At 63.1% G+C, this 14,550-nt stretch carries 19 protein-coding genes; 12 read left to right on the plus strand and 7 right to left on the minus strand.

The window, feature by feature from the left end; translation table 11 throughout:
• Positions 1-23 precede the first annotated feature (23 nt).
• The 3 genes from ACR0IR_RS12215 to ACR0IR_RS12225 all read right to left on the minus strand — a co-directional run bounded on the left by ACR0IR_RS12215 (position 24) and on the right by ACR0IR_RS12225 (position 1,234).
• On the minus strand, positions 24-371 hold the full coding sequence (locus ACR0IR_RS12215) for an EF-hand domain-containing protein (RefSeq protein ID WP_170364110.1): 348 nt from the start codon (positions 369-371) through the stop codon (positions 24-26).
• 11 nt (positions 372-382) lie between these two features.
• Positions 383-628: a glycine zipper 2TM domain-containing protein gene (locus tag ACR0IR_RS12220; protein ID WP_170364111.1), complete on the minus strand. Its 246-nt coding sequence runs from the start codon at positions 626-628 to the stop codon at positions 383-385.
• Positions 629-748: 120 nt separating this feature from the next.
• Positions 749-1,234: a peroxiredoxin gene (locus tag ACR0IR_RS12225; protein ID WP_170360950.1), complete on the minus strand. Its 486-nt coding sequence runs from the start codon at positions 1,232-1,234 to the stop codon at positions 749-751.
• 99 nt (positions 1,235-1,333) lie between these two features.
• On the opposite strand from ACR0IR_RS12225, the gene ACR0IR_RS12230 reads away from it, so the two are divergent.
• Genes ACR0IR_RS12230 through ACR0IR_RS12245 form a run of 4 tightly spaced genes read left to right on the plus strand, consistent with a single transcriptional unit; the run spans position 1,334 to position 3,936 of the window.
• The gene (locus ACR0IR_RS12230) at positions 1,334-2,545 is read left to right on the plus strand and encodes an NAD(P)/FAD-dependent oxidoreductase (RefSeq protein ID WP_170364112.1); all 1,212 of its coding nucleotides are present in this window, start codon (positions 1,334-1,336) and stop codon (positions 2,543-2,545) included.
• On the plus strand, positions 2,542-3,105 hold the full coding sequence (gene rsmD, locus ACR0IR_RS12235) for a 16S rRNA (guanine(966)-N(2))-methyltransferase RsmD (RefSeq protein WP_170364113.1): 564 nt from the start codon (positions 2,542-2,544) through the stop codon (positions 3,103-3,105). Before ACR0IR_RS12230 ends, rsmD begins: the two co-directional genes overlap by 4 nt.
• On the plus strand, positions 3,098-3,733 hold the full coding sequence (locus ACR0IR_RS12240) for an HAD family hydrolase (RefSeq protein ID WP_170364114.1): 636 nt from the start codon (positions 3,098-3,100) through the stop codon (positions 3,731-3,733). Before rsmD ends, ACR0IR_RS12240 begins: the two co-directional genes overlap by 8 nt.
• Positions 3,734-3,756: 23 nt before the next feature.
• Positions 3,757-3,936, plus strand: coding sequence for a hypothetical protein (locus ACR0IR_RS12245; protein WP_170360546.1), 180 nt, complete (start codon positions 3,757-3,759; stop codon positions 3,934-3,936).
• Here ACR0IR_RS12245 and map read toward each other — a convergent pair.
• Entirely contained in the window at positions 3,924-4,736 is an 813-nt protein-coding gene (gene map / locus ACR0IR_RS12250; RefSeq protein WP_170360548.1) for a type I methionyl aminopeptidase, read from the minus strand. The genes ACR0IR_RS12245 and map overlap by 13 nt on opposite strands.
• 251 nt (positions 4,737-4,987) lie before the next feature.
• On the opposite strand from map, the gene ACR0IR_RS12255 reads away from it, so the two are divergent.
• Entirely contained in the window at positions 4,988-5,383 is a 396-nt protein-coding gene (locus ACR0IR_RS12255) for a RidA family protein (RefSeq protein WP_254433997.1), read from the plus strand.
• Between the two features lie 29 nt (positions 5,384-5,412).
• Here ACR0IR_RS12255 and sfsA read toward each other — a convergent pair whose 3' ends face one another.
• Positions 5,413-6,120, minus strand: a complete 708-nt coding sequence (sfsA, locus tag ACR0IR_RS12260; RefSeq protein ID WP_170364115.1) for a DNA/RNA nuclease SfsA — start codon at positions 6,118-6,120, stop codon at positions 5,413-5,415.
• Positions 6,121-6,170: 50 nt separating this feature from the next.
• Here sfsA and ACR0IR_RS12265 point away from each other — a divergent pair, with 50 nt between their 5' ends.
• Genes ACR0IR_RS12265 through ACR0IR_RS12280 form a run of 4 tightly spaced genes read left to right on the plus strand, consistent with a single transcriptional unit; the run spans position 6,171 to position 9,081 of the window.
• Positions 6,171-6,893, plus strand: coding sequence for a competence/damage-inducible protein A (locus ACR0IR_RS12265; RefSeq protein WP_170364116.1), 723 nt, complete (start codon positions 6,171-6,173; stop codon positions 6,891-6,893).
• Positions 6,890-7,600, plus strand: coding sequence for a GNAT family N-acetyltransferase (locus tag ACR0IR_RS12270; protein ID WP_170364117.1), 711 nt, complete (start codon positions 6,890-6,892; stop codon positions 7,598-7,600). The genes ACR0IR_RS12265 and ACR0IR_RS12270 overlap by 4 nt, the downstream gene beginning before the upstream one ends.
• Positions 7,601-7,612: 12 nt before the next feature.
• The gene (locus ACR0IR_RS12275; protein WP_170360556.1) at positions 7,613-8,185 is read left to right on the plus strand and encodes a peroxidase-related enzyme; all 573 of its coding nucleotides are present in this window, start codon (positions 7,613-7,615) and stop codon (positions 8,183-8,185) included.
• Positions 8,182-9,081: an OmpA family protein gene (locus tag ACR0IR_RS12280; protein WP_170364118.1), complete on the plus strand. Its 900-nt coding sequence runs from the start codon at positions 8,182-8,184 to the stop codon at positions 9,079-9,081. The genes ACR0IR_RS12275 and ACR0IR_RS12280 overlap by 4 nt, the downstream gene beginning before the upstream one ends.
• 54 nt (positions 9,082-9,135) lie before the next feature.
• Here ACR0IR_RS12280 and ACR0IR_RS12285 read toward each other — a convergent pair whose 3' ends face one another.
• Positions 9,136-10,041, minus strand: coding sequence for a LysR family transcriptional regulator (locus ACR0IR_RS12285; protein WP_093964122.1), 906 nt, complete (start codon positions 10,039-10,041; stop codon positions 9,136-9,138).
• A 229-nt stretch (positions 10,042-10,270) separates the two neighbouring features.
• Here ACR0IR_RS12285 and ACR0IR_RS12290 point away from each other — a divergent pair, with 229 nt between their 5' ends.
• Together ACR0IR_RS12290 and ACR0IR_RS12295 are read left to right on the plus strand one after the other, a co-directional pair.
• Positions 10,271-10,708 carry a DUF4399 domain-containing protein gene (locus ACR0IR_RS12290; protein ID WP_170341071.1) on the plus strand — a complete coding sequence of 146 codons (438 nt, stop codon included), beginning with the start codon at positions 10,271-10,273 and terminating at the stop codon, positions 10,706-10,708.
• A gap of 125 nt (positions 10,709-10,833) precedes the next feature.
• The gene (locus ACR0IR_RS12295) at positions 10,834-11,766 is read left to right on the plus strand and encodes a glycosyltransferase family 8 protein (protein ID WP_170364119.1); all 933 of its coding nucleotides are present in this window, start codon (positions 10,834-10,836) and stop codon (positions 11,764-11,766) included.
• 107 nt (positions 11,767-11,873) lie between these two features.
• Here ACR0IR_RS12295 and ACR0IR_RS12300 read toward each other — a convergent pair whose 3' ends face one another.
• Complete coding sequence (locus ACR0IR_RS12300; RefSeq protein ID WP_170364120.1) at positions 11,874-13,901, minus strand: NADPH-dependent 2,4-dienoyl-CoA reductase; 2,028 nt, start codon at positions 13,899-13,901, stop codon at positions 11,874-11,876.
• A 135-nt stretch (positions 13,902-14,036) separates the two neighbouring features.
• Between ACR0IR_RS12300 and ACR0IR_RS12305 the strand changes: the two genes are divergently transcribed.
• The gene (locus ACR0IR_RS12305) at positions 14,037-14,522 is read left to right on the plus strand and encodes an RNA pyrophosphohydrolase (RefSeq protein WP_170341971.1); all 486 of its coding nucleotides are present in this window, start codon (positions 14,037-14,039) and stop codon (positions 14,520-14,522) included.
• Positions 14,523-14,550: the final 28 nt, after the last annotated feature.

A 14,550-nucleotide genomic window follows, 5' to 3' on the forward strand; every position in this document is an offset into this window, starting at 1 on the left:
CAGCCGTGCCGGGGCGCCGGGCCTCAATCCAACTGACCGTTCCGGTCTTTGTCCGCAGACAGGAAATCGTCATTCATCTGCGAGTCATACTCTGACCGAGAGATAGAGTTGTCGCGATTGCGGTCAATCTTCTGAAACATCTTGAGATCCATGAACGGCTTGGCCTCGTCCAGACCGAGCGTGCCGTTCTTGTCATCGTCCATTTCCTGATAGGCGTAATCCGAAAAGGCATCGAATTCGTCGCGCGACAGGAAACCGTCGTTGTTGGCGTCGATCGCGTTCAATTCGCGCTCATTCAGTTCGGCCACGCTGTCTGCGGCGGCAGGTGCCGCCATCATCAGGGCCGTCATCAGTAGAACCGAGTGTTTCATCCTGGCGCTCCTCAGCATGCGAATCTCTGGCCTTCGACCCCGCCGGCCACGGCACCGGCTGCGGTCAGAATATTTTTGCCCGACCCACCGCCGAACTGGTTGCCGATGGCGCCGCCGATCAACGCGCCGCCCAGGGTGCCGCCAAGACAGGCGATTTCGTGCTGGCGCGCAGCCTGTTGCTGCGGTGTTGGCGCAGGCCCGCACGCGGTCAACAGCCCCGCGCCGCCCAAAGTAATGACTGCTAGAAATCTTTTCATGAATGAGCTCCCGGTTCCCATGCAGGAACACTGGCACATTCAGAGGGTGCGGGCCAAGTTAATTGGCCTTCATCCAACGTGACCTGTGGCATGGCCCCGGTGCGCACCGGGGCCGTCCTGTCAGATGACTTCGAGCAAGCCTTCGCCAGCCGAAATCTCGCAGGCGCCGGGGCTTTCCTCCAGGTTCAGCGCCACGACCTTGCCGTCTTCGACCAGCATCGCATAGCGCTTGGAGCGCGCGATCAGGCCGGCTGGCGGGGCGTCGAAATCCATGCCGATCGCCTTGGTGAATTCCGAGGCCGGATCGGCCAGCATGGTCAGTCCGGCCGCAGTTGCGCCCGTGGCCTCGCCCCAGGCCTTCATCACGAAGGGGTCGTTGACCGACACGCAGATGATCTCGTCCACGCCTTTGGCCGCAAACTGGTCCTTGGTGCGCATGAAGCTGGGCACATGGGCCGAGTGGCAGGTGGGGGTGAACGCGCCGGGCACGGCAAAGATCACCACCTTGCGGCCCTTGACCTTGCTGGAGACCCGCACCTCTTCCGGTCCGTCAGCGCCCATCTGGATCAGGGTTGCTTCGGGCAGGGTGTCGCCGGTTGAAATCATCTTCATGCTCCTGTCGATTGAAATTGCAAACTCGCTCCTTGCCGCAATATAGGTGGGCGGGTGGCACAAGCCACGGGAAATTGACAGGGGGCGGACCAGATGAGCCATATCGTCGTGATCGGAGCCGGGCAGGCGGGGTCATCACTGGTGGCCGGGCTGCGCAAAGGCGGGTTTGACGGGGCGATCACCCTGATCGGGGCGGAACCCGTGCTGCCCTATCAGCGCCCGCCGCTGTCCAAGGCCTATCTGCTGGGCGAGATGGAGCTTGAACGGCTCTACCTGCGCCCCGAAAGTTTCTATGCCGAGAACGATATCACCCTGCGTCTGGGCCAGCAGGTGGGCGCGATCGACCCGGCGGCCAAGACCGTGACCATAAGCGGTGAGGTGATATCCTACGACCAGCTTGCCCTGACCACCGGCTCGCATCCGCGCCGCCTGCCTGCCGCGATCGGCGGAGACCTGGCGGCCGTGCATGTGGTGCGCACGCTGGCCGATGTGGACGCGATGGCCCCCGCCGTCACCCAAGGCGCGCGGGCGCTGATCGTGGGCGGCGGTTATATCGGGCTCGAGGCCGCGGCGGTCTGCGCCAAACGCGGCGTGCAGGTGACGCTGGTCGAGATGGCTGACCGCATCCTGCAGCGTGTCGCGGCCCCCGAGACCAGCGACTATTTCCGCGCACTGCACAGCGCGCATGGCGTGGACATCCGCGAAGGCGTAGGGCTGGACCGGATCACCGGCGAGAATGGCAAGGTCACCGGCGCGGTGCTGGGCGACGGGACCGAACTCGAGGTCGATTTCGTGGTGGTCGGCGTGGGCATCGCTCCGGCCACCGAACTGGCCGAAGCGGCCGGGCTTGCCATCGAAAACGGTATCAAAACCGATGTGCAGGGCCGCACCTCTGCCGCCGATATCTGGGCGGCGGGCGACTGCGCCTCGTTCCCCTACAAGGGCCGACGCATCCGGTTGGAAAGCGTGCCCAATGCCATCGACCAGGCCGAGGTGCTGGCGCAGAACATGCTGGGCGCGGGCAAGGATTACGTGGCCACGCCCTGGTTCTGGTCGGACCAGTACGACGTGAAGCTGCAGATCGCCGGGCTGAACACCGGCTACGACCGGGTCGTAACCCGTCCGGGCGAGGGAGCGACCACCTCGTTCTGGTATTACCAGGGCGATCAGCTGCTGGCCGTGGATGCGATGAACGACCCGCGCGCCTATATGGTCGGCAAGCGCCTGATCGACGCAGGGAAAACCGCGGATCCGGCGGTGGTGGCCGACCCCGCAGCGGATCTGAAACCGCTGCTCAAGGCGTGAGGATCATCGCCGGAGATTTCCGGGGCAGGGCGCTGGCCTCGGTCGGCAAGGGGGATGCGGGCGCGCATCTGCGCCCCACCACCGACCGGGTGCGCGAAAGCCTGTTCAACGTGCTGAACCACCTGATCGATTTCGGCGGGCTGCGGGTGCTGGACCTGTTCGCCGGCACCGGCGCGCTGGGCCTCGAGGCGCTGTCGCGTGGAGCCGGGCATGTGACCTTCGTCGATGACGGGCGCGTGGCGCAGGGTCTGATCCGCAAGAATATCGACCTGACCCGCAGCGCCGACCGCACCGCCCTGATCCGCCGCGACGCGACACGGCTAGGCGACAATCCCGGCGCGCCGTTCGACCTGATCTTCCTCGACCCGCCCTATGGCAAGGAAATGGGGCAAAAGGCGCTGGCGGCGGCGCTGAAGGGCGGCTGGCTGGCCGAGGGCGCGCTGGTGGTCTGGGAAGAGAACGCCCCGATGGCCCCGCCCGAAGGCTTCACGCTGCACGATGCGCGCAAATACGGCGACACCCATATCTCGCTGATGTGGCGGGACGTAACGCATGCATGATCTGGTAATCTTTGATTGCGACGGTGTGCTGGTCGACAGTGAAACGATCTCCAATCAAGTGATGGTCGACAACCTGGCCGGGTATGGGCTGAACCTGTCGCTGCAAGACTGCATGTCCATGTTCGTGGGCGGCACCATGTCGGGCGTCCGGGACACGGCGCGCAAGATGGGCGCTGACCTGCCCGATGACTGGACCGAGCAGATCTATGCGCAGATCTATGATGTGCTGCGCGCGGGTGTTCCCGTGATTCCGGGAATCCCCGAGTTGCTGCGCCATCTGGACGAACAGCGCACTCCATTCTGTGTGGCCTCGAACGGGCGTCGCGAGAAGATGCAGATCACCCTGGGCCAGAACGGGCTGTGGGACAGGTTCCAGGGTGCGATCTTCTCGGCCCATGAGGTCGGCAGCGCCAAGCCCGAGCCGGGGTTGTTCCAGACCGCGGCCCGACATTTCGGTGCGAAGTCGCCCGTCGTCATCGAGGACAGTGCGAACGGTGTGACCGCCGCGATCCGGGCCCGGATGAGGTGCCTTGCCTATGCGCCGCACGATGACGGCGCGCGCCTGGCCGGGCTCGGGGCTGAAGTCATCCGTGACATGAAGGACGCGCCGCGGCTTTTGGGTCATTGACCGGCCTGTGCTAGACTGCGGTTATGGACCGCGCACTTTCACGCCCACTCTGGCCCGCCCGGTTCGAGGCGCAGGCCACCTCAGGACCCGAGCCACGGCCTCGGCCCGCACCCGTCTTCATTCAGGACGCGGTGACGTCATGGGGCCCGGACACCCTGCTGCTGAAGCTTCTGCGCGATCAGGCCGCCGATCAGGAGGAATAGGTCGGGTGGAACTTGCCGCCCGGTGACAGGGTAAAGATCTCGACCCCGTCCGCTGTCACACCCACCGAATGCTCGAACTGCGCCGACAGCGACTTGTCGCGGGTCACGGCGGTCCAGTCATCGGCCAGCGTCTTGGTCTCGGGGCGGCCCAAATTCACCATCGGCTCGATGGTGAAGAACATGCCTTCTTCCAGAACCGCGCCGGTGCCCGGGCGGCCATAGTGCAGCACGTTGGGCGGCGCGTGGAACACGCGGCCAAGCCCGTGCCCGCAGAAATCGCGCACCACGCTCATGCGGTGGGCTTCGACATAAGACTGGATCGCGTGGCCAATGTCACCGAAGGTGTTGCCCGGCTTGACCATCTCAATGCCTTTGAACAGGGCGTCGTGGGTCACCTGGATCAGCCGCTCGGCCTTGCGCGGCAGCTTTCCGGCCACGTACATGCGCGACGTGTCGCCGAACCAGCCGTCGACGATCACGGTCACGTCGATATTCAGGATGTCGCCATCCTTGAGCTTCTTGTCCCCGGGAATCCCGTGGCAGACCACGTGGTTCACGCTGATGCAGCTGGCGTGCTGATAGCCTTTGTAACCGATGGTGGCCGATTTCGCGCCGGCGTCCTCGACCATCTGGGTGATGATCCGGTCGATCTCGCCCGTGGTCTGGCCGGGAAAGACATGCTCGGCAATGTCATCGAGGATGCGCGCCGCCAGAGCCCCTGCCGCGTGCATGCCGGCAAAGTCAGCCTGTTCGTAGATGCGGATACCGTCCTTCGTCAGACGGCCACGATGCTCTTTCATTCGTGCGGGGCTCCAAAAAATTCTGCGCAGCATCCCTTCTAAGCTGCTTGTGCAGAAAGTACCAGAGGGCGCAGGGTCGCGGGTGCCCGCCCTGATCTGAATTTGGATGCGGGGGGCGAAACGTCAAGGGACGTTGCCGCGTTTTGCGCGGGTGGTCCGGCCTGGCGTCAAAAGGCCTCGACCGATGCCCGGATTTGAGGCCAAATGAATGTACAGAGACTCATTTGGTCGGGAAGAGAGGAGCCGGATGAATGTCGCAGAAACGGGAACTGATATCGAATGGAAACCCCATGGAGGCGGTCGTCGGCTTCAGCCGCGCCGTTCGCGTAGGGAATTTCATCGCGGTCGGGGGGACCGCCCCGGTCGATGCGCAAGGTAAGACAGTCGGGATCGGGGACGTCTATTTGCAGACCAAGCAGTGCTTTGAGATCATCAAGGATGCGCTGGAGCGTGCCGGATCGGGTTTGCAGGACATCGTTCGAACCCGCGTGATCTTGACCGATATCGACAATTGGAAGCAGGCGATCGAGGCCCGCAAGCTGTACTGTCTGGACGCTCGACCCGTGGACACGATCATGGCGATCAACCGGTTCGTAAATCCCGAATGGCTGGTTGAAATCGAGGTCGACGCCGTCGTCCCCGATTGAATCGCCATCCGGCGGAAATCGACCGGCGTTCAGTCGCTGGAGATCGTCGCCTGCGGCTGAACCCAGACGCCATCCGGTGAAATGCGCGTACCACAGACCACGTGTTCAACCCCATTGGCCCGGGCAGTCGCAAACGCTGCCGCATAGGCCGGGTCGATATCGGCGGCCAACGCAAATTTGCGGCAATCCGTGCGCTGAACAAGGTAGAGCATGATGGCCCGGTGTCCTTGCGCCGCCATTTCGGCCAGTTCCCCCAGATGCTTGGTGCCCCGTGCGGTGACGCTGTCGGGAAACTCGGCCAGCCCCGGTTCGCGCGACAGGGTCACGCTTTTGACCTCGACATAGGCGTCGGGCAGCCCGGGTTGCGAAAGCAAAAAGTCGATGCGGCTGTTCTGGCCGTATCTGACCTCGGGCCGCACGGTTTCATAGGCGGCAAATGCGGGGATCTCCCGGGCTTGGAGCGCAGCGCGCAAGGCCCGGTTGGGCACCGAAGTATCGACCCCGGTGAAATGGCCGTTTTCATGATCGACCAGCCGCCAGCCGTATTTGAGCTTTTTCTTCGGGTCTTCATTAGGCTCAAGCCAGATCTTTTCGCCCGGTTCGGCCAGACCCATCATCGAACCCGGATTGGCGCAATGGGCCGTCACCTCGCGCCCGTCCTCAAGCCTGCAGTCGGCCAGAAAGCGTTTATAGCGGCGGATCAGGCGGGCGGGCACAAGAGGGGTTTGAAAGCGCATGGTTCCGGGCCTATACCTGCCGCAAAGGTCGATCAAGAGGAGAGCGTGCCATGCCCAACCCAACCGCTGCAATGCAGGTGATCGGGGATGAAATCCTGTCCGGCCGAACCCGCGACGCCAACATGCATTATCTGGCGCAGGAGCTGACCAAACACGGCATCGATCTGAAAGAGGTCCGCATCGTCAGCGACGAGGCACCGGCGATCGAGGCCGCCGTCACGGCGCTGTCGCAGGGCTATGACCATGTGTTCACCAGCGGGGGCATCGGCCCGACCCATGACGACATCACCGCCGATTGCATCGCCCGCGCGTTCGGGGCGCATATCGATGTGCGCGACGATGCCCGCGCCCTGCTGCAGGCGCATTACGACCAATCGGGGCTGGAGCTGAACGAAGCGCGCCTGCGCATGGCGCGCATCCCTGACGGGGCAACGCTGATCGACAACCCGGTTTCCACCGCGCCAGGGTTCACGCTGGGTAATGTCCATGTGATGGCCGGCGTCCCATTGGTGTTCCAGGCGATGGTGGCCAGTGTGCTGCCCACCCTGACCGGAGGAAAACCGCTGTTGTCGCAGACCTTGCGGGTCAACCGGGGAGAAGGCGACATCGCGGCGACCCTGGCCGCCGTGGCCGAGGAATTCAGCGACGTTTCGATCGGCTGTTACCCGTTCCAGATCAACGGCGTCTTCGGGGCCAACGTGGTTGTTCGGGGCACTGACGGGTCGCGTATCGATGCGGTCACGACGCGACTGGCCAAGGAGCTTGGCCTGTGACGGTAGACTGGGCGGCAGTGGTCGACGGCACCTGGCCCGCCGCACGGTATGAGCAATTGGGTCCGTTTCTGCTGCGCGAAGGGCAGGGCGGTGGATCACGCGTATCGGCGGCCAGCCGTACCGGCCCGGTCACAGCGACCGACATCGAGGCGGCCGAGGCGGTCCTGCTTGCGATGGGCCAAAAGCGCATCTTCTGCCTGCGCCGCCACGACGCGGACCTGGACGAAATACTGGCGCAACGCGGATACGAGGTCCTGGACCCGGTCAACATCTATGCCTGCCCGGTCTCACAGCTGACGGACCAGCCGGTCCCACCGGTCACGGTGTTCTGCCTGTGGGAGCCGTTGGCAATCATGCGCGAAATCTGGGCCCAAGGTGGCATCGGGCCTGCCCGGCTGGCCGTGATGGAACGGGCAACAGGTCCGAAAACCGGACTGTTGCTGCGTCACCGCGATCAACCGGCCGGCACCGCTTATGTCGCCATACATGATGGTATCGCCATGCTGCACGCGCTTGAGATCGTACCCGCCCACCGACGGCAGGGGCTGGGCCAATGGGCAATGCGCGCCGCGGCCTTTTGGGCGCTGGACAATGGCGCGCATACCCTTAGCGTGATCTGCACCAAGGCCAATACCGGCGCCAACGCGCTCTACCACTCTCTGGGGATGGAGCGCGTCGGAGAGTATCACTATCGCCAGCTGGTCTGAGAGGAGACAGACGTGACCGATCGAGACATGCCCACCGCGCTTGACCTGCCAATGGTGGATCCGCTGCCGCCCGAGACGCAGAAATACTTCGATATCTGCGTCGAGAAGCTGGGCATGGTCCCGAACGTACTGAAGGCAAACGCCTTTGACATCGACAAGCTGAACGCGTTCACGGGCATGTACAATGACTTGATGCTGGCGGACAGCGGGCTCAGCAAGCTGGAACGTGAGATGATCGCGGTCGTGGTTTCGTCGATCAATCGGTGCTTCTATTGCCTGGTGGCCCATGGTGCCGCCGTGCGGCAGCTGTCAGGTGATCCCAAGCTGGGTGAAATGCTGGTGATGAACTACCGTGTGGCGCCGCTGGATGCCCGCCAGCGCGCAATGTTGGACTTCGCCGCAAAGATGACCACCGCCAGCGCCGAGATCGAGGAACCGGACCGCCAGCGCCTGCGCGATGCGGGGTTCACCGACCGCGACATCTGGGACATCGCAAATGTTGCGGGCTTCTTCAACATGTCCAACCGGGTCGCCAGTGCCACGGCGATGGTGCCCAATGACGAGTATCACGCGCAGTTTCGATGACCCGATTTGCTGTCCTTCTTTTCTGTCTGATCGCGGGTCCAGTGGCGGCGCAGGACCTGTCGCTGCCTGCGAGCGCGCGACAAATCAGCCAGCGCGTCAGCCCGCTGGACAGCTACCAATTGCCGACCGGCCCGTTTGCAGACAACGCCGTTCCCGCGCGCACGGTCGAAGGCCGGATCGAGCGCACCACATGGCGGTTGCAGGCCGGTTCCAGCACGACGCTGCAGATCCTCGACCCGCTGCGGGATCAGCTCAGGGCGCAGGGTTTCGAGATCACTTTTGAATGTGAGGCCCGCACTTGCGGTGGGTTCGACTTCCGCTTTGGAACCGAGGTGGTGCCGACGCCCGACATGTATGTCGCAATCAATGACTATCGATTTCTGTCAGCCACTCGTGGAGCCGAAGCCCTGACCTTGCTGATCAGCCGAAACCCGCCCGACGGGTATGTGCAGATGATCCGCGTCACTCCGAAGGGTCAGACCCCACCGCCGCTGGTGGTCGAGGAAACGGTGATTGGCGGCGACGGGCTGGTTGCCAGCCTGGTACGGGATGGACACGTGATACTCGGCGATCTCAGCTTTGAGACGGGTGAGGTCGCCTTGGGGGCCGGGCCGTTCGAGTCGCTGGGCCTGCTGGCTGGCTACCTGGCCGAGACCCCCGGCGCGCGGCTGGCGCTGGTTGGGCACACCGACGACACCGGCGACCTGCAGGCCAATATCGAGGTCAGCACACGCCGCGCTCAGGCTGTCCGTGCGCGATTGATCGAGGCACATGGAGTGGCCGAAGACCGCGTGCAGGCGCAGGGCGTCGGCTACCTCGCCCCGATCGTTTCGAACGCAACCCCGGATGGGCGCGAACAGAACCGCCGGGTCGAGGCTGTTCTGCTGTTGAACTGACCATAAAAAAGCCCGCGCAAACTGCGCGGGCCGGTCAGTCTTCACTGGGAGGTCTTACCAATCCATCGGACCTTTTTCGGCAAAGGACTCGACAAGGAAATCAATGAACGCCCGCACCTTGGGCTGGGTGAACCGGCCCGGCGGGTACACCGCATAGACGCCCTGAACCTCGTCCGGCAACGATGGCATCGCGTCGACCACCTGGCCGGATTTCAGCGCGTCCGCGTAAAGATAGCTGGGCAGATAAGCGATTCCGAGGCCCGAGATCGCCGCATTCAACAGGGATTGTCCGTCGTTCACGCTCAGCCAACCGGCCGTGCGCACCTGCCTCTTTTCGCCCGAGGGCGCAGTCAACTTCCAGACGTTGCCCGAGGACTGGCTGGAGTAATGCAGCAGCTTGTGTTCGTTGAGGTCATCGATCTTTGCCGGGCGCCCGAACTTCTCGATATAGCTGGGGGCCGCAACCATGCGTTTGACCGTTTCGGTCAGCTTGCGCGCGCGCAGGGTGCTGTCTTCCAGTTCGCCGATACGCACGGCCACGTCGAACCCTTCGGAAATCAGTTCGACATAGCGATTGTTCAAGACCATGTTCACGGTGATGTCGGGATAGGCCGCCAGGAAACCCGAAAGAACGGGTGACAGGTGGTTCACCCCGAAATCAGTGGCCACACTGATGCGCAGCAGACCCGAAGGCGCCGATTGCATCGACGTCACCAGCGCGTCGGCTTCGCCTGCATCATTCAGCACGCGGCGTGCGCGGTCGTAATAGGCCAGCCCGATCTCGGTCGGCGACACGCGGCGCGTCGTGCGGTTCAGCAAACGCGCGCCCAAGCGGGCCTCCAAGCTCGACACGTGCTTTGACACGGCTGATTTGGAAATGCCCATCTTTTTGGCCGCGTCGGTGAAACCACCTTGGTCCACCACGTTGGCGAAGGCCTCCATTTCTGTCAGTCGGTCCATTCTCGTTCCCCAGGTCGTCTGTTCGTTGACCGACCATCGCCTCCAATCTGGGCGGAAACTAGGCAGACATGGGATAATATCAGGGTTTTGAATCGGATCGTTTGCGCTTCGGAAACGCGGAAACAGTGGTTTCCCTCCTGCATCCGCCCCCTGTTTGCGTGTTCTTTTCTGGTAATTTCTCGCAACGTGCTAAAGTCAGAATGGCATTTTTGTGACCAGGGAGGAGATCATGAAAGCCATTCTAGCAACTATTTTTTGCCTGTTTGCCCCCTTGGCCTGGGCCGGAGGGGAGACGCCATCGAACCCGGACGCCGAGGTCTATTTCGTCAACCTGTCGGACGGCGACACGGTAACGTCGCCGGTGACGGTGGTCTTTGGCCTCCGCGGTATGGGCGTTGCGCCAGCCGGGACCGAAAAGGAAAACACCGGCCATCACCATTTGCTGATCGATCGCCCCCCATTGGGTCAGGGTGAGGACGGGGCCGACGAATTGGCCTATGGACTGCCGGCTGATGACAACCACCTGCACTTTGGCGGTGGTCAGACCGAAGTCACGTTGGAGCTTGCCCCCGGGACGCACACGTTGCAACTGGTCCTGGGCGATGCGGGTCATGTGCCTCACGCGACGCCGATCGTTTCCGAGGTGATAACGATCACCGTGGAGTAACCCGTACCGACCAACCGCAGCGCCGGGACCAACCCGCCGACAGCGGCGGGACGGTTTCGGTTTGATTGCATGTGCTTGCCTAGCCTATACACGATCCCGATCAGGGGCGGAGCCATGGTATTTGAATGAACGTTGTTTTTGGGGTCGACCGGAACTTTCTGTATCCCGCATTGCTGTCGGCCTATTCCGTGGTCAAGAACGCCAGCCGGCCTGTTGACGTTACCATTTTCGGTCAGGATTTCACCGCACAGGACATCGCAGCCGTCGAACAGCTGGACCGCGCCGTCGATAACGGCACGGTCCGCTACCGGGAGTTCCAGTCCGAGTCGCTCGGCCGATTTTCAGAGTTCAAGACGAAATACCCGAAAATCACGCTGCTGCCGTTGTTTCTGCCAGACTTCTTTTCGGGCCGGTGTCTGTTCATTGACGCCGACACTCTTGTGCTGGGCGATGTCTGCGAGTTGCAGGATCTCGACATGAATGGCCACGGGATCGGGGCCTGTGTCGACATGGGATTGGTCACCTTGGGCGAAGGCCACTTTCTGCGCCCATCCCTTCAGAGTGTTCTGAGGCCGGGGCACGAACACCAAAAGTCGGTGACGCGCGTTTTGCGCAGCATCCGGTTGGGCTTTCTGCCCGGCGAGAACTACTTCAACGCGGGCATCCTTCTGATGGATTGCGAAGCGATCCGGAATTCACCCGCGGGCAAGGAGCTGGGCGATTTCGACAAGCTGATCCCGCATATCCACGACCTGCCCGAGCAGGATCGGATGAACCAGATTTTTGCGGGTCAGTGGCTCAGACTCCATCAGCAATGGAACACGCGGCCGCAGATTTGGTACGACGCGCACAGTCCGAAATTCCGGCATACCTCTGCCGAATTTCGAGACCAACTGAAACAGGCAAGCCGAAACCCGAAGATGTGGCACTATATCGGGGGCAAGAAGCCCTGGCGCGCGAAGCCAGCGTCACAAATTCTTCTGCGCCGCGCCTTTCGGGACTACCAGGAATACCTGGCACTGTTCGAGGACGAGACAGGTCTGACTTTTTCCGTTTAAGGCGGGGAATTGGCTCAACTCTCAAAAAAGCCACCCGGGCATCGTTCGGGTGGCTTTCTTTTGTCTGGGTGTTCTCGCCTTGGGGCAGTGGACGGAACGGGTCTTCCCTAAAGTGCAGCGGCCAGCCGCGTGCCCTGGTTGATCGCCCGCTTGGCATCCAGTTCCGCGGCCACATCCGCGCCGCCGATCACATGCGGGGTGATCCCGCGTTCGATCAGTGCATCGGCCAACGACCGCTCGGGCACCTGTCCGGCACAAAGGACAATCGTTTCGGCTTTGATAACCGTCGGGTCCGCGCGCTCTTCTCCGAATGAGACATGCAGCCCCTCGTCGTCGATGCGCTCGTAGTTCACGCCGCCCACGAAGTTCACGTCCTTCATCTTCAGCGTCGCGCGGTGGATCCAGCCGGTGGTCTTGCCCAGCCCCTTGCCATGCGACTGCTTCTTGCGTTGAAGCAGCGTGACCTGCCGCTTGGGCGCCTCGGGCTGCGGGCCTTCGGGCGCCAGGCCCGAGCGGTGTTGTTCAGGGTCGGCGACGCCCCATTCCTTCATCCACAAGGGCAGGTCGGTGGTGGGCGAGTGGCCTTCCTCGAGCAGGTATTCCGACACGTCGAAGCCGATGCCGCCGGCGCCGATCACGGCCACCGATTTGCCCACCGGGGCCTTGTCGCGCAGCACGTCGATATAGTTCACGACATTGTCGCGGTCCTTGCCGGGGATCTGCGGGTCGCGCGGGTTGACGCCGGTGGCGATCACCACCTCGTCGAAACCGGTCAGATCGTCGGCGCCAACCGCGCGGCCCAGTTCCACAGTGACGCCCAGCGTGTCCAGCATGGTGCGATACCAGTCCACCAAGCCCCAGAACTCTTCCTTGCCCGGCACCTGCTTGGCCATGTTCAGCTGGCCGCCGATCTCGTCGGCCTTGTCGAACACGGTCACGTCATGGCCGCGTTCAGCCGCCGTCATCGCGGTGGACAGGCCCGCCGGACCCGCGCCCACGATGGCCACGCGCTTGGGCGCGGCGGCCTTTTCGATCACCAGCTCGGTCTCGTGGCAGGCGCGCGGGTTTACCAGGCAGGAGGTCAACTTGCCGCTGAAGGTGTGATCCAGGCAGGCCTGGTTGCAGGCGATGCAGGGCGCGATCTTGGCCGATTCACCAGCCATCGCCTTGGCCACGAAATCCGCATCCGCCAGCATCGGCCGCGCCAGCGAGACCATGTCGGCACAGCCGGTCGACAGCACTTCTTCGGCCACTTCGGGCGTGTTGATCCGGTTCGAGGTGATGACCGGAATCCCCACCTTGCCCATCAGCTTCTTCGTCACCCAGGCAAAGGCCGCGCGCGGGACGCTGGTGGCGATTGTGGGAATCCGCGCCTCGTGCCAGCCGATGCCAGTGTTGATGATCGTCGCCCCGGCCTTCTCGACCGCTTGCGCCAGTTGCACCACCTCTTCATGGGTCGAGCCATTGGGCACAAGGTCGATCATCGACAGGCGGTAGATGATGATGAAATCGGTGCCCACCGCCTCGCGGGTGCGGCGCACGATTTCCAGCGGCAGGCGCATCCGGTTCTCATAGGACCCGCCCCAGCGGTCGGTGCGCTTGTTGGTATGGGTCACCAGGAACTGGTTGATGAAATACCCCTCGGACCCCATGATCTCGACCCCGTCATAGCCCGCCTTCTGGGCCAGCACGGCGGCGTTAACGATGTCACTGATCTGCTTCTCGATGCCCTCTTCGTCCAACTCGTTGGGGGGGAAGGGCGAGATCGGCGATTTCACTGGGCTGGGGGCCACGCATTTCGGCCCATAGGCATAGCGGCCCGCATGCAGGATCTGCATGGCGATCTTGCCGCCCGCCTGATGCACCCGGTCGGTGACGACGGAATGATTGGCCACATCCTTGTCGCTGGCCATCATCGCAGCGCCGGGCAGGACCGAGCCTTCGAGGTTCGGCCCGATGCCGCCCGTCACCATCAGCGCCACGCCACCGCGTGCGCGCGAGGCATAGAATTCGGCCACCCGGTTCCAGTCGCCGGTTTCCTCCAGCCCGGTATGCATCGAGCCCATCAGGACCCGGTTCTTCAACGTGGTAAAGCCCAGATCCAGCGGGGCCAGCAGGTTCGGGTACGCAGTCATCTTGAAACTCTCCCTCAATTCGGGGCCGACAATCGCGCCGCACCGCGCCGGTGTCACGCGAAACCTGACGTCACCCCCTTTGCCGCCGCTTTGCCAGTTGCTACAGCTTGGCCAACCACATCACGAGGCCCGCCCATGACCCCAGAACAGATCGCCAAACTGCCCTACCGCCCCTGCGTGGGCCTGATGCTGATGAACGATCAGGGCCAGATCTTCGTCGGCCAGCGCAACGACCGGTTCGAGGACGCCTGGCAGATGCCCCAGGGCGGCGTGGACGAGGGTGAATCTCCGCGCGCGGCGGCCCTGCGCGAATTGCAGGAGGAAATCGGCGTCACCCCCGACCTCGTGGAAATCGTGGCCGAGACCGACGGCTGGCTGCCCTATGACCTGCCGCACGACATCGTGCCCCACATCTGGAAGGGCCGTTATCGTGGGCAGGAGCAGAAATGGTTCCTGCTGCGGTTCCTGGGGACCGACGACCAGATCGACATTCAGACCGACCACCCCGAGTTCACCCGCTGGAAATGGCAGGACCCGGAACGGTTGATCGCCGAGATCGTGCCCTTCAAGCGCGAGGTCTACGAGCGCGTCATGGAGGCTTTTCGTGGGTATCTGCGCTAAATCGGGCCGCCGCAACTCCGCTCCGGCG

The sequence above is a fragment of the Ruegeria sp. CF2 genome, from assembly GCF_056537385.1.

Coding starts and splice junctions, on each gene's coding strand:
- ACR0IR_RS12305 (WP_170341971.1), top strand. CDS start 14,037: ATGACCCCAGAACAGATCGCCAAACTGCCCTACCGCCCCTGCGTGGGC.
- ACR0IR_RS12215 (WP_170364110.1), bottom strand. CDS start 371: ATGAAACACTCGGTTCTACTGATGACGGCCCTGATGATGGCGGCACCT.
- ACR0IR_RS12225 (WP_170360950.1), bottom strand. CDS start 1,234: ATGATTTCAACCGGCGACACCCTGCCCGAAGCAACCCTGATCCAGATG.
- ACR0IR_RS12255 (WP_254433997.1), top strand. CDS start 4,988: ATGTCGCAGAAACGGGAACTGATATCGAATGGAAACCCCATGGAGGCG.
- ACR0IR_RS12285 (WP_093964122.1), bottom strand. CDS start 10,041: ATGGACCGACTGACAGAAATGGAGGCCTTCGCCAACGTGGTGGACCAA.
- sfsA (WP_170364115.1), bottom strand. CDS start 6,120: ATGCGCTTTCAAACCCCTCTTGTGCCCGCCCGCCTGATCCGCCGCTAT.
- ACR0IR_RS12290 (WP_170341071.1), top strand. CDS start 10,271: ATGAAAGCCATTCTAGCAACTATTTTTTGCCTGTTTGCCCCCTTGGCC.
- map (WP_170360548.1), bottom strand. CDS start 4,736: ATGAAAGAGCATCGTGGCCGTCTGACGAAGGACGGTATCCGCATCTAC.
- ACR0IR_RS12230 (WP_170364112.1), top strand. CDS start 1,334: ATGAGCCATATCGTCGTGATCGGAGCCGGGCAGGCGGGGTCATCACTG.
- ACR0IR_RS12280 (WP_170364118.1), top strand. CDS start 8,182: ATGACCCGATTTGCTGTCCTTCTTTTCTGTCTGATCGCGGGTCCAGTG.
- ACR0IR_RS12265 (WP_170364116.1), top strand. CDS start 6,171: ATGCCCAACCCAACCGCTGCAATGCAGGTGATCGGGGATGAAATCCTG.
- ACR0IR_RS12295 (WP_170364119.1), top strand. CDS start 10,834: ATGAACGTTGTTTTTGGGGTCGACCGGAACTTTCTGTATCCCGCATTG.
- ACR0IR_RS12240 (WP_170364114.1), top strand. CDS start 3,098: ATGCATGATCTGGTAATCTTTGATTGCGACGGTGTGCTGGTCGACAGT.
- ACR0IR_RS12245 (WP_170360546.1), top strand. CDS start 3,757: ATGGACCGCGCACTTTCACGCCCACTCTGGCCCGCCCGGTTCGAGGCG.
- ACR0IR_RS12300 (WP_170364120.1), bottom strand. CDS start 13,901: ATGACTGCGTACCCGAACCTGCTGGCCCCGCTGGATCTGGGCTTTACC.
- ACR0IR_RS12220 (WP_170364111.1), bottom strand. CDS start 628: ATGAAAAGATTTCTAGCAGTCATTACTTTGGGCGGCGCGGGGCTGTTG.